The sequence below is a fragment of the Zooshikella sp. RANM57 genome (assembly GCF_050749885.1).
Lineage (GTDB): Bacteria > Pseudomonadota > Gammaproteobacteria > Pseudomonadales > Zooshikellaceae > Zooshikella.
In genome coordinates this window covers 41,399-53,927 of sequence record NZ_JBOIUB010000001.1, presented here as the reverse complement: position 1 = coordinate 53,927, position 12,529 = coordinate 41,399, and the positions used below count along the sequence as shown (strand labels likewise).

Annotated in this window: 18 protein-coding genes; 2 read left to right on the top strand and 16 right to left on the bottom strand. The window is 37.9% G+C overall.

Translation table 11 applies throughout. The features are described 5' to 3' along the window. Positions 1-36 precede the first annotated feature (36 nt). Positions 37-744, bottom strand: a complete 708-nt coding sequence (locus ACQ96U_RS00285; RefSeq protein WP_431719225.1) for a BRO family protein — start codon at positions 742-744, stop codon at positions 37-39. Positions 745-1,021: 277 nt separating this feature from the next. Here ACQ96U_RS00285 and ACQ96U_RS00280 point away from each other — a divergent pair, with 277 nt between their 5' ends. Next, complete coding sequence (locus tag ACQ96U_RS00280; RefSeq protein ID WP_431719224.1) at positions 1,022-1,477, top strand: chitin binding peritrophin-A domain-containing protein; 456 nt, start codon at positions 1,022-1,024, stop codon at positions 1,475-1,477. Between the two features lie 49 nt (positions 1,478-1,526). On the opposite strand, the gene ACQ96U_RS00275 is transcribed toward ACQ96U_RS00280, so the two are convergent. Then, entirely contained in the window at positions 1,527-1,757 is a 231-nt protein-coding gene (locus ACQ96U_RS00275; protein WP_431719223.1) for an HP1 family phage holin, read from the bottom strand. A gap of 99 nt (positions 1,758-1,856) precedes the next feature. Here ACQ96U_RS00275 and ACQ96U_RS00270 point away from each other — a divergent pair, with 99 nt between their 5' ends. Then, complete coding sequence (locus tag ACQ96U_RS00270; RefSeq protein ID WP_431719222.1) at positions 1,857-2,213, top strand: hypothetical protein; 357 nt, start codon at positions 1,857-1,859, stop codon at positions 2,211-2,213. 56 nt (positions 2,214-2,269) lie between these two features. Here ACQ96U_RS00270 and ACQ96U_RS00265 read toward each other — a convergent pair whose 3' ends face one another. The 14 genes from ACQ96U_RS00265 to ACQ96U_RS00200 all read right to left on the bottom strand — a co-directional run bounded on the left by ACQ96U_RS00265 (position 2,270) and on the right by ACQ96U_RS00200 (position 12,524). Then, a complete protein-coding gene (locus tag ACQ96U_RS00265; protein ID WP_431719221.1) occupies positions 2,270-2,677 on the bottom strand; it encodes a 3TM-type holin in 408 nt (135 codons plus the stop codon). Beyond that, a complete protein-coding gene (locus ACQ96U_RS00260; protein ID WP_431719220.1) occupies positions 2,667-3,014 on the bottom strand; it encodes a hypothetical protein in 348 nt (115 codons plus the stop codon). Before ACQ96U_RS00260 ends, ACQ96U_RS00265 begins: the two co-directional genes overlap by 11 nt. Then, positions 3,001-3,408, bottom strand: a complete 408-nt coding sequence (locus tag ACQ96U_RS00255; protein ID WP_431719219.1) for an N-acetylmuramoyl-L-alanine amidase — start codon at positions 3,406-3,408, stop codon at positions 3,001-3,003. Before ACQ96U_RS00255 ends, ACQ96U_RS00260 begins: the two co-directional genes overlap by 14 nt. 212 nt (positions 3,409-3,620) lie before the next feature. Further along, positions 3,621-3,968 carry a hypothetical protein gene (locus ACQ96U_RS00250; RefSeq protein ID WP_431719218.1) on the bottom strand — a complete coding sequence of 116 codons (348 nt, stop codon included), beginning with the start codon at positions 3,966-3,968 and terminating at the stop codon, positions 3,621-3,623. Between the two features lie 36 nt (positions 3,969-4,004). Further along, positions 4,005-4,283, bottom strand: a complete 279-nt coding sequence (locus tag ACQ96U_RS00245) for a hypothetical protein (protein WP_431719217.1) — start codon at positions 4,281-4,283, stop codon at positions 4,005-4,007. Positions 4,284-4,287: 4 nt separating this feature from the next. Next, positions 4,288-4,944, bottom strand: coding sequence for a hypothetical protein (locus ACQ96U_RS00240; RefSeq protein ID WP_431719216.1), 657 nt, complete (start codon positions 4,942-4,944; stop codon positions 4,288-4,290). Then, positions 4,934-5,419, bottom strand: coding sequence for a hypothetical protein (locus ACQ96U_RS00235; RefSeq protein WP_431719215.1), 486 nt, complete (start codon positions 5,417-5,419; stop codon positions 4,934-4,936). Before ACQ96U_RS00235 ends, ACQ96U_RS00240 begins: the two co-directional genes overlap by 11 nt. Then, the gene (locus ACQ96U_RS00230) at positions 5,410-6,408 is read right to left on the bottom strand and encodes a DUF6402 family protein (RefSeq protein ID WP_431719214.1); all 999 of its coding nucleotides are present in this window, start codon (positions 6,406-6,408) and stop codon (positions 5,410-5,412) included. Before ACQ96U_RS00230 ends, ACQ96U_RS00235 begins: the two co-directional genes overlap by 10 nt. Then, complete coding sequence (locus ACQ96U_RS00225) at positions 6,405-8,648, bottom strand: type VI secretion system Vgr family protein (protein ID WP_431719213.1); 2,244 nt, start codon at positions 8,646-8,648, stop codon at positions 6,405-6,407. The genes ACQ96U_RS00230 and ACQ96U_RS00225 overlap by 4 nt, the downstream gene beginning before the upstream one ends. A 194-nt stretch (positions 8,649-8,842) precedes the next feature. Next, a complete protein-coding gene (locus tag ACQ96U_RS00220; protein WP_431719212.1) occupies positions 8,843-9,457 on the bottom strand; it encodes a hypothetical protein in 615 nt (204 codons plus the stop codon). Positions 9,458-9,527: 70 nt separating this feature from the next. Continuing rightward, positions 9,528-10,316: an SIR2 family NAD-dependent protein deacylase gene (locus ACQ96U_RS00215; RefSeq protein ID WP_431719211.1), complete on the bottom strand. Its 789-nt coding sequence runs from the start codon at positions 10,314-10,316 to the stop codon at positions 9,528-9,530. Between the two features lies 1 nt (position 10,317). After that, complete coding sequence (locus ACQ96U_RS00210; protein ID WP_431719210.1) at positions 10,318-10,872, bottom strand: non-canonical purine NTP pyrophosphatase; 555 nt, start codon at positions 10,870-10,872, stop codon at positions 10,318-10,320. Further along, complete coding sequence (locus ACQ96U_RS00205; RefSeq protein ID WP_431719209.1) at positions 10,862-11,848, bottom strand: adenosine deaminase; 987 nt, start codon at positions 11,846-11,848, stop codon at positions 10,862-10,864. The genes ACQ96U_RS00210 and ACQ96U_RS00205 overlap by 11 nt, the downstream gene beginning before the upstream one ends. 88 nt (positions 11,849-11,936) lie before the next feature. Beyond that, positions 11,937-12,524: a hypothetical protein gene (locus tag ACQ96U_RS00200; RefSeq protein ID WP_431719208.1), complete on the bottom strand. Its 588-nt coding sequence runs from the start codon at positions 12,522-12,524 to the stop codon at positions 11,937-11,939. Positions 12,525-12,529: the final 5 nt, after the last annotated feature.

Genomic DNA, 12,529 nt, shown 5'->3' with positions numbered 1-12,529 from the left:
CATGAGGCACATAAAGTGTGCCCATGCCCTTAAACACTAATGAAAATCTGCACGCATGCGTTTCAGTTTCACTAAACCTCTACCTGTGATTAATGGCGTTATTCTATCTTTTACGCCTTGTCGTGGATGCTCAAACTGACTTAATTTTAAATCCATATCACCACTTTCAATCTTAGCTTGATAAGGTTCATTAAAGCGATTGATCCAACTATGATGACGTAAGAACTGCATTAAACGATTACGTCCTGTATCCAATATTTTAGCCGCTTCGGCAATGGTCAACGAATCCTCTGACTGAATAACCTGATCATGAAACTTTGCTTTCGGCGTTAACATCGCGATTTCTTCATCCTGCTCCTGAACCCGCTGGAGAGATTGCGCTAAAAAACCAGCTATTTGTGTTGGATTATTCCAATCGATTTGAGTAACACCATAACTACCTGTTTTACGAATGCAGGGTAATACATCTCCAAACACCCACTCTTCAAACCTTTCAGCTTCAGGTAGTTTGGACTTCATTATTAATCTGTATACATCTCGCTCATGTATGATTTTTACTGTTTGAAGTACGCCATTGATAGGGGTCTGTATTTCACCGACCCCTTTACAATGTGTTCTTACTGCGTCTGCTGTTCGTTTGTAACCTAATAAATCAGCCACATCCTTCGCCACAAACCAAGGCTCACCTTCTTTATTAATAACGCGAACAGCGGTTGATTCAAATTGGAAAGGAATTATATTCATTCACTGCTACCTTATTTTAGTTAAAAAAAAGCCCACTGAAGTGGGCTGTGCACAAGAGGTATTTAATAACCTTCTGAAATACTCTTATAGCCATTAACTATACGAATGGATTCAACTTAATCCTTTATCTGCTTTAACAAAAAAATAACTTACTCTGCGCTTATTAGACATTAACTCTTCATTTTCACCACAATCCCTGCTTGCTATTTAATGCCATAATTAAATACGAAACATGAAGTAAGGGTAATAAACTCAAGCATCAAAAGGAGAGGATGCTATGAAAATACTTTCAACATGGAATATCAGGTTAATACCTTATTTATTTTTACTCTTATTAACTATTAACGAAAAGATAAGTGCTAATGAATTTAATTGCTCTGGGTTACCGGATGGCAGTTACTCAGCTTGTCCTTGTTGTCAAAATTTTTATTATTGCGCTGGAGGTGTTTCTTTTTCACTACAATGCCCTGGTAATACATATTATAACCCCGTAACAAATAGATGTGATTCATGGTCAAATATTCCAAGTTGTGGTGGTCAAAATACTACATCTGGATGCCTAAATACCTGTGCTGAACAGCAAGATGGTATCTATCAATACTGTGAAAACTGTAATCAAGCTGTAGTCTGCATTCAGCAAATGAAGTTCATGTTCACATGTAACCAACCTGGGCTAAACGAGTATGATAGTGACTTAGGAAGATGTGTTGAGAAGTCACACACCTGTCCATAGTATATTCGCTACAAGTCCTATAAGAAAATATCAAGAGGACTTGTAGCTTTTAAAGATCTTTTAAGCTTACTAATTTTTCAAGCTCACGTTTATGTCGTTCGACTTCCCGCTTATCCTGCCGATGCTTATACACCCAGTTCACGATGACGGTAATTAAGGTAAGAATTACTCCGATAATGACGCCCCAATCTCTCACGGTAAAACCCGCTATGATGGTAAACGTACTCGCCGCATAGGGCGCATTAGAGATCATTTTTTCGGTAATCATCGGAGTAACCATTTTTTAATATGATAAAAAAATATTCATACATCCTTAATTAGAGTAATTTACTTTGGTTCTGCTGTTCTAAATCAAATAAGGATATTTAAGGGGTTATTGATGGATAAGGTAGCAAAACTCATAGTATTTATTACTATTTTTTGTACTGTTAACGTATATGCTGAACAAGAAAAAGATCAGATCACACTACGTGAAAAGCTCCTCCAGTTAGAAACTGAAATTGCAAATCTAAAAGCGACATCACCTTCCCTCGATATGCCTATTACATCTACATCAGTGGGGAATAAAATTGACTGCCGCTCAATTAGTGGCGTAGGAGACTTTAGATTGTGTCAACATGATACATATGGAACAACTCAGGGAAAAGTTATCATTGAAGGTACATGTGTACAAGGATATATACAGGCATTAGAAATTGAAACCGTCGTAGTCACTTCAGAATCAACAAGCTGTTAAACGTCCAAAAGGGTTATTTCTTTTTATACAAATGAGATAACCCTTCAAACAAAACATCAATGACGTGCAACACCTTTCATCTTTTCCATGGTCCGAATACCACCTAAACCCAGTAGCGTAAGGACTAATGTAATCAGCTGGCTGGTATCAATTGTAGGAAGCAATTTCACTACATCAGGACGATTGGCAAGGGATAAGCCAATAATAATTAAGTCTCTTAACACCCAGGCATACGTCAGTAAGCCTACACATAACCACCCTAAGCCAGGCCGCCAACCTGATACAAAAATGGATGGGTGCTTGGCTTCTTCTAGTGTGGTTAAGGCTTGGAGGATATGCGGCTGGTTGAGTGTTTCTAAGGTTTTATTATGGGCTTTTAACCGTTCTTCATCGCTGGTAAATAAATCATCTAATCCATTCATGATGGAACCAGCGATATCGGGAATTAATTTATTAATACTCATCAATTTGCGAATCCATTACTTTATCAACAATTTTGTTGGAGATTTCCCGCCGCTTTTGGCACTCAGGGTTATCAGGATCATTATTAGCACCTAGCCACGACTTAGGATCTTTTGCATAAGCACGCTTTTGCCTATAAAAATGCTCTTCATACTGATGCCAAGCACTATCCATTAACATTGGTTTTCTTTTTTCTTGTTCAGCTTCAGCCAACCGCATCAACGCTAAAGAATCAAAACAGGATAATGCCGTTAAAGCGCATACTGAGTATCGAAGCTCGTCATATGTAGGCCGTTGTCCAGCTTTCGTTAACTCAACAATGTCATTAAGCGTTCTCATAACGGTTACCTTTTACTTTTGTCCACCACCCTTTCACATCAAAATTTGGACAGGTTTTATGCGGATCTAAGTCGCGATGCCCACAAACCTCAGCATCAGGGTATTTCGCTTTCCACTCTTGTAATACCCGCTCTAAACTTTGCATCTGCGCATCCGTAAACTGATCACGACCAATTAAGCACACGCCCAAACTGGTTGAGTTGAAGCCTTTTACATGGGCACCTTCCCAGTAATCAGGACGCCCCTGTTCAATAACCCCATTACGTCGTATAACACGGTGATAACCGATTCCTGCCCATTTCCGCTGAATGTGCCATTGGTGAATCTCTTCTGCCGTTACATCCCTATCGTTAGGCGTGTCCGCACAATGGACGACCAATTTGGTAATCTTCATGGTAAATTCCTTTCTTACAGGCATAAAAAAAGCCCACCGAGGTGAGCTTTAAGAGTTTGATTTGAAGTACAGAGAATTGATTAAAAAAGAGTCAAAAACAAGAAACCCCGCCATGTAGGCAGGGTTATCCAACTATAGAAATAAGGGTATAAAATTAGTAATCAAGTGTCAAATTGTTGGAGGTAGCGATTTGTGACTTATTGGTTTTAAAGTTATTTAATAAAGCTCTTGTGTTTCGTATCATAATCCTTGAGATCGAATATTTTGTCTACTCCGATATAAACCTCATCGTCTTCGACCATACCCCAATGCAAGCGTTCAGAGGGAACAGACTGACTTTCCGCAATAAACTTTCCTGTTTCATTTTCATATAGCTTACCAAACAGCTCATATGGTTCAGTCAATGTAGATAGCTGATATACAACAACTTTAAATTTTCCATTAGGGCTATCAAACTCATAACGAGGATCGGCCAGCCCTCTTTCAGCCCATTTTAAAAAACCCAATATAGAACTAACAACTAAAAGAAGAACCAAAAGAGCACATTTATTAATTCGCATAAATGAATACAGTATTAATAGAGCTACACATAAAAACTAGTGATGCAAAGGTATGAACCCTAGCATTGCCGCTCCAGCGAAAACGAATGAACCCACAACAAAAAGCACAATAAACAACAATGGTAAAAGTTTTAAAACTATATTTCTTTCTTTCCTATTACGAACGAGACAAATCAATACCACACAAAAAAGGCTTAAAAATAAGAAAAAAGCAATACACAAAAATTCTAATCTATATTCATCAAGAAAGTCTATAGCGGTTAATAAATGTACTAACATCGCTAAAACAAACCAAATGTAGAGTTTTTTTACCATGCAACTAATACTTTTTCTTTACATTAAAATACTCAGCATCCTTTCTCATATCATCATCGCTTTTACTTTTATAAGGATAAATATCATAATACTGAAAATAGTGATCTTTAGTAACCTCTATATCCTTTATATTATTATCACTCGCATCAATGTAATAAATCTCTTTATTATTAAGAATATTAACAGATTCAAGCTTATTACCGTCAATCAGAAGCTGTTTAAGCTTAATATTATTAGATATATCAATCTCAGTCAGGTTATTATTAGACAACCAAAGCTGTTCCAATTCAATATTTTCATTCAAATTAATTGATTCAATATTATTACCTGAACCCCAAAATACTTTTAGCACTTCATTACCTGAAAGATCTACATGCTTAATTTCATTATCAGTTAGCTTCAGTTCTTCTAGCAACGAAAACTTCTTTAACTCATCAACATGCTTTATGCCTTGTTTCCAGCATGTTAATTTTGTTACTTCCTCTGTTCTTTTATAATTATACTTTTCAATACACTTTTTAAAATTTTCATCTTTAAACTTTATACTAGCAATAGGTTCTGATACCACTATTTCAGGGGATGAATCACAGCCACTAGAAACAATAGCCATAACTAACATAACCATGGTTAGTTTATTGACATTTAAACTACTAATTTTCATCTTCAGTTTTTCTATATTCATTTTTTAAAAGTATTTCATCAGCGGAATTTCCACGAAAATCTAACGTATCAAAAAAATAGCTAAACTTATTGTTAGTTATAAAACAGTTAGCATCTGGGGTTAATAACTTCATCCGATAACATTCCAAATTAAAACCATAGTCAGCTGGAAATCTTGAGCTGATGTAATTTTTATTCCATTTTCTAGGTCCTTGGTAAGAGTCCATTATTTCTGAATCAGCTATATACTCTCCAGTTAAGTCATTATAAAGCTTAACATATGTATAATCTCGCGAATCTCCAAATAGTAACCAAGGAGTATAAGACTCAATCCGATAAACTTTATTTGGGCTTATAACGACAGAATAGCGAACAGCCAATCCCTTACCAGCCCATTGTATAAATATAAAAAGTACTACAACAATAATAAACAATGGGTTTCTTATAAATGTCTTAAGCTTCCTGACTATTTCCATAAAATATCTCGGCAAACATTATTTTTGTCTTTCAAATCTTTTTCATCATAATCACTTATACAGTCAAAGAGATTAACGATTGATCCTGGTTGATTTTGCACATCAAACCAAGCTATATCTGAAAGTAAAATAAAGTCACAACCCACTTGGCGTGCTTCTCGCCAAGCATTGAAATGTTGGTTATAAACAGCAACAAAACCCTGCTTTGCATATTTTTTTTTACTTTCAAGTAGAACTGGTGAAAGGCTTCCCAGTTGCGGTCCACTTAACCCCGGAACATACCAAAATTCGCCACCAAAAAACTCTGTTGTTTCTGTTTTATTTAAACAGCGTTCCTTATTCCAAACTCCAAGAAAATTACTAGGAGAGTATGTTGCAATTGTTTTATCAGCCAAAGTAAAGTCATATGTATCTTTTATATAAAACCCAACTTTTTCTATATAAAAAAGGTGCTTTTTAGCAACACCAGATACAGCAATATTTAATGTACCTTTCCCTATAGCACCATACATATCATCTATAGTATCTATGGCTCTACCAAAAGATCTATAGTTTACTTGCGCAGAAACATGAATTTCATCTGTAGGTTTATTCTCGTTTTTAAAATCTAATACTGGTGTATCAGGTGTCCATCCTAAATCTAGCAAATGTGCCACCAATTCCCTGATACCTGCTCTCGACTTCCATCCTAAAAATAGCTCTTCCATTGCTTTTTGAACTTGTGGATACTGCAGAGCCCATTTCATGGTAATCACATCAGTACATTTATGCTCCTTTGGCAAATCTGCAACTTTTATATCTCCAACTCTAGTATCTTTATCCATAACCCAGTATTTTCCAGAAAACCAACGCCTCATTAGCTTTGGCCCCATAACCCAACCCATATTATCCATTGCAGCAGGTATATCGGTAATTGCAAAAGAATCATATTCGACTGTTTTGCCTTTAGTATTACTAACAGGGCTTGTTACTGACTTTGCAATACTCATGGCTTTATTACTGGCTCCATTTGAATAACATAATCAAGCGTTAAATCTTCTGGTGTATTAGAAGTATGTTTTTTGGTATAGCCTTGTTGATTTGTTTTATCTTCAACGGGTTTACCTGCAGCAGTAAACTGATAATAAAACCCAGTTAAAGGCATCTGCGTAGTAAGCTCGATAATTTCAAAGTGCTCATCATAAGCACATTGTTCATTAATGTTATTCGTTGACGTTTGCCCTATCTGGTTTGCCAATCCCAGCTCTTTACTCCTCGATGATGACTTCGATTTTTTCCTTAAAGGTTCCTTCCGCAAAGGATTCCCATCATCTGCTTCTTCAGCCAGACCAGGACGTTCAGGGGTAATGATGTTAACAGGTAGCGGCTGTCCTGATGGACCTTGTACATTTATGGTCTTGCCATCAATAAACACACCTTCCTGAGTAATTGTGATAGAGCTACCTCCAGCCACAAAGGTAATTTCCGTATCCGATTCCAAGACTACTTTATCACCGGATTTAAAGTTCATATCTTTGGCTTCAATCCTGTGCTCACCATCAACATTTAAATGACGGGTATCCATTACGGTTTCGTGATAATCCCCTTTCACCGCCCGCTCATGGTTTTGATCAACTTTAATGTGCTGATCTTGCTTTATATGTTTGAAGTCATGTTGGTAAATGGTAACCGTATTATCACCCACAATATGCTCACGACGATCATTTTTGATGCGAACATCCAGGTCTTTTTCTGCCGTGACCATAATTACTTCTTGGTCTTTTTTATCCTCGAACGTAAATTCATTAAAACCTCCACCGCCCGGAGTTGAATTTGTTTTAAAGCCCGAGCGGGTTTTATGATCAGGTAATTTATACGGCGTTTGGTGTTTGCCATGATAAACAACACCCGTTACCACAGGGTGGTTCGCATCACCATTTAAATAGTCGATGGTCACTTCCTGCCCGATTCGCGGAATCACCATACTGCCCCATTGTGGCCCAGCCCAGGTTTGCATGACACGTACCCAGCGCGAAGAGTTTTCATCCAGTTTCCCTTCGCGATCCCATTTAAACTGAACCTTTATCCGGCCATATTCATCGGTATAGATTTCTTCACCTTCAGGCCCGGTCACAACAGCGGTTTGTTTACCCGGCATTTTCGGTGCTTTATGTCGTTGCTGAGGACGGTACACGGTGATTTTGGGGATGAAGACGCCACGTGAACGATAATAAGCACCCTCACCCACGGCATATTCATCCGAGCCTTGTGGTTGCCGCCCTTCATGGATAACTTGGGTAATGATGTAAGCTTTATTAATGACTTTGACAGGATGATCAGTGATTGCAGCGGTATACCCAGGAATCATCGTTCGGTATGTACCACCGGCTGTGACAATTTCCTTTTTAGCCTGATGCATTTCACACCGAATCCGTGCATAACGCTGACCGGCTTCAATGGTTTTATAGCCACCAGGGTAAATATTCTCTACAGCGTTGGCGTCACCTAAGGTATGTTCCACTTCCAGATTTAAACTGGGTTTGTGAAAATTGTAGTCCCGCATGACTACCTTACCAATGGTACGGCTCACACTCTGCTTTAACGAATCCAAACAGTCTTCATCAGGCACCATGCCGGTTTTCATGTGAAAGGCAAGCGTGTCACCTACAATGGGTTCCAGACTTTCATTACGGTCGACAAAGATCAATTTATGGCTGTCAGCAGTGTGTTCGAAGTAATAAAAAATACCTTCTTTTTCCAATAGGCGGGATATAAAGTTGAGATCAGACTCATTAAACTGGACGATATACGTCTCTTTTTCATAGTCTTCAGTTAAGCGAAATTCAAAGTCGATGCCTTTTTGAAATTCAGCACGAACCAGCACCTGCTCAACGATTTCCGGCACCGTGAGCTTTTGATAAGTGCGACATTCTTCACGGTATTGCAAAAACCACAACTTAGGCACGATTTTAACGGCATATTCGGTATAACGATTACCTGGACTTGCTTCGACCAAAGAAGCCACCAGCCCATGGATAACCCGGTCCTCGTCTTCGCCTCGAATGGTGATACAAGCAGGCTTACGAATAAGGTTTAAATTACCCAGCTCAGGATGACGACTGACTAAACTAAGCTCAATACTGTACGGGTCTGAGATCCCTTCAACACCATTGATCTCCGTTACCAGCAATTCTGCATGGCATCCGGTGATCTCCAATAAAAATACACTGCGATTGGCACCCAATTTCATGACTTCGCCTTACAATCAATAACTGGTCGCTATTGTAAGCGAAAGCCATGAAGGGCTAAGGAATGGACGTCACAAGGCTACGATCTGTTACAAGACTGTTTTTTTGACCAGTTGATAAACTATAATCTCACATGTATTGTGGTATTGGGAAAGCTGAAGTAAGCTGAATGTCAGCTCTTATATGATGACACTTTCTATAAATCTGGTAAAACAGTTGGATCAAAGCCCCATATATGATCAGGGTTTCTTGTACACCTAACAACTGTAGTTTTATTGTTTTTGGGGCCTATTGATCTAAGTTTGAGTTTTCCAGTGCATTTAGGACAACTACCCTCTATCTTAGTAAGATATATTTCGCCTTTAGATCCAGATTCAAGGTTGAAAAATGGTGGAAAACTTATGTGTTTAGTTTGTAATAACACCATACCAATGAAAAATAATATCGCGCTAACAATCATAAAAAAGATAAAAAATAATTGATATTCAGTACCTATAAATCCAAGAATACTTGCGATACTACCAAAAAAACCAAGTAGACCAGAAATAAATAACCAAAATGCTCTTAATTGTGTCCCAGCGATAGCAAGAGGTTTAACTTTTACACGATCGATATATGCTTTCTCAGAATCACCTTCTCTTGAGCTTATATTAATCGTATTACCAGTAACATGATTCTGCAGGCCAAAGTTCACTGAGTTATCTCCAGAGGAAATATTCACACTATCAATTACACATAAATTGCGCCCACATTCAAAGCAAAATTTAGCTTGCTCAAACACCTCTGTTCCACAGTCACTACAGTACTTCATTATTATTTCACCTAAGGTTTAACCAACGCAATTAGCTCAAGCATCTGAATTAACACTCTTGTTAGCTACATTACTGGAACTGATTAAGAAACTCTAGTAGAGCTTCTTTTGGATCACTTTCCGTAGAGGTAATCATTTTTATACCCCATTGATCCAATATTGTTTCTTGAATTGGATTTGGTCTATGTGTAAAGACGTAAGATCTCGGCTGAACCCCACCGCCATTATTGGATTTCCATAATTTAGCAAGCTTATAGAAAAGAAACCTAAGATTTACGTCTGTTAGACTGTAACCAATAAATAGGATCGATTTCCCAAGAACATCCGATCTAAGCTTAATGTCTAAAGGGGTTTCAAACTCTAGGCGCTCATAATAACTTGACTCGTCAAGCACGATAGTATCATCATTATCAAAGTCACCGTGAAATTTTATTATTTGGGTTACATCATCTTTAATCTTTGCAATATCAGATACACTCGCAATTTTTATGTATCGCTTTTTATATAGCTCATATGATTTTTCTAACCATCGATCGTAATTCGTGGTGTAAACTATTGAGAATTTTGAGTTTACAATTAACTTATGTATTTCAGAGCTTTTCAAATCAACGCTGCCAGAATGCCAACTAGTATCCATCCAACTTCTGAGAGGGCCAATACTTCCTGTTTTAACTCTGTAATATTCTGCTAAGGCTAAGTTATCGCCAAAAGACTTATAAATTTCTGGGTCGTACCCAAGTTCATGAGCAATATGATCTATTAGTCCTGACCATGTCGGCAAGCCAAGGTTTTTGGATATGCCAGCACCCACAAAAAGGATAACATTTTTTTCTAGATAGGAAGCAATAAGATTATCCATGTCAAGGCCTCCGACATAAAAACTCTCTAAATTTATCAAAAGCTAGTTTCCTCATGGATATATCATTCTTCTTTTCACCCATTTCAGCAAATGTCTCGTGAAAGCCCTTTGGGATAAAGATGCAGTCCCACTGAAAATCTTTACATCCTCTTGGAGAGGGTGCAATATTTCCTTCTACTTTCCCTTCAAAGATATATATTTTTTTTGCATCACAATATGCGATAACAGTTTTTGCAGTTAAGGATGTTATTGATAACTTACCAAGTAACTCACAAAATTTTTCGGCTTCTAATTTATCCCAGAACACTTGAGTTAATCCCCCAGGAAAACCTTGTAAACTGTCAATATATAGCCCGGTATGCTCAACAAATACAGGACGCCCAATTTGTCTGAACGCTTTTAAAATCTTATCCCTTACAATAAGATTTATATCTTCTGTTTGTATTTCATGAATTTTTAAAGAAGCATGGACTATCGAAACACCAATATCATTTCCCAGGATAGATTGTACCTCTTTTGCTTTATGGGGATTTTTTGTGACGAAGTTAATTTCCATACTCCCCCTTAATAAAGCTATATTTTTTTTGATTACTATACATATCGCGTAAAAGCTGAGACGAATTTGTCTCGCGGTAAAATTCTAAATAATCTTCAGTAAGACTCGAACAATGAATTGCAGGATTATCAGAACATATAACAAATGGAACATTATGCGCGATAAAATCAGCGACAGGGTGAGATTCAGATTCATCCACAGCATTCGTTAATCTGTTACTAATTGGACAGACCTCAATGCATATATTTCGTGTTTTCAATAAGTCCATTACCTCAATTGATTTTGAGGCCGCTGTTCCATGACCTATTCTGTCAGCACCAAATTCATTAACTGCGCTAACTATGTTCTCAACTCTTCCTGTCTCCCCCGCATGAATTGTTACCTTTAGTTCATACTTATCTTTTGCCTTCAAAAAAAGAGAACCTGTTTCTGGTGGAGATTCAGATTCTTCATTTCCAGCTAAATCAAGTCCAACAACAATATCTGGTCTACCTAATTTCTCATATGCATCTAAAAGAGATCGCAAGTGCTCCGGAGCATAATCTCCTCTAGAAATCGTCAAAATCAATGCAGCTTTTATTTTATGTCTTTCTGATGCACACTCAATTTCAGATACTACCCAGTGCATCGCCTCATCTACCGCAATATTATTTAGCAATGCCAAATACAGAATGCTATTACGAATCTCTACAAATGTAATATTCTGAGATTTTAAATTCAGAAAAGCACTTTCTATTATTACCTTAAGACAGTTCTTACTCTTAGGTATGAGCCGTAACACCTGCCAGGGCTTCAAGTATGATAATAGAGAGTCTGCTGGTTGTAATATGTTCAAATCTTTTTCTAAATCAAACCCAAAAGGCAGTTCAGCCTCATCATGTACCAATAAGTTTCGAATAACATCACTACTTACCAAACCATTTAAATGAACGTGAAGCTCCCCTTTTCTCATTAATTGAATTTCATTTCTGTCCATTCATCCTCACTTAGTTTTTGAACTAATCACCATATACAAAAACTATAGCCTTTAACATCCGTACGCTTTGTCTTGTTAAGCTACTTTCTTAGTTTATCTCGCACAACAACCTAGCCACACCACCCAACGCTCTCCCACAATACCCACTCAAAACCTCCTGCATAGACCCATACAACTGACCATAATCCCGCTGAAAGTTTTGGTGATGGATACCCAACAGTTGCGCCCTTTTGTAATCAGAATAAAACTCTCCAGTCCATTGCTGGTTTTTGCATTCCTCAATGGCAATATTGCACATTGTCACTAGCCGTATACATCGAATACGACTCTTGAGGTATGTATCGTCCAATTGTTCCACCAACAAGGCATACAGTCGATCGGCTACGCGTGACTTATACGTTTCAGTTTTAGCATGATCGGGTGCATAGCAATACATTCCCCATTCCCGAATCGGTTTAGGCAACTTCGCAACAGCATCCTGGACAATCCCCTTTTCCAGACTCCGGCCAATTTGGTCCAGGTTATCAACTGAACCATTACCCTCGCACTGAACCAAAGGCTTAGATCTCATACTCATAAACGCCTCATGCCAGGCTATTTTGGCTGAACGCCAGGGCAACACCAGGTTGGTACCATTTTTTTGCTGTGCAGGCTGATAGGCGTCAGTTGTAGCCATCTAAT